This is a genomic window from Marinobacter iranensis, from assembly GCF_029207565.1.
Lineage (GTDB): Bacteria > Pseudomonadota > Gammaproteobacteria > Pseudomonadales > Oleiphilaceae > Marinobacter > Marinobacter iranensis.
The window spans coordinates 1-255 of sequence record NZ_JANCMW010000304.1; the positions used below are offsets into that span (position 1 = coordinate 1).

1 protein-coding gene is annotated in these 255 nt (G+C 65.9%); it reads right to left on the reverse strand.

Going from position 1 to position 255, the window contains the following annotated elements:
- On the reverse strand, nucleotides 1–255 hold a 255-nt coding region (locus NLU14_RS22480; RefSeq protein ID WP_275710792.1), incomplete at both ends, for an alpha/beta hydrolase.

Genomic DNA, 255 nt, shown 5'->3' on the forward strand with positions numbered 1-255 from the left:
GTCGTGCCCTGAGGACGCAGATCGAACCCGTGCCCGCCGCGCTCGTACAGATGCAGCTCTGCGGCTGCTCCGGCTCGTCGCCAAGCCGAATAGAGCAATATGGGATCGTTCGGCTGATACTCATCGTCGGCAGCGCCGGCGATGAACGCCGGGGGCGCATCTGCTGGGACAGGGGTGCGCAAACCGCCATAGATCAGCCCGACGAAGTCAGGGCGCGACGGCTTCGCGCCGATCGCTAGATCGGCCGCGAGATAG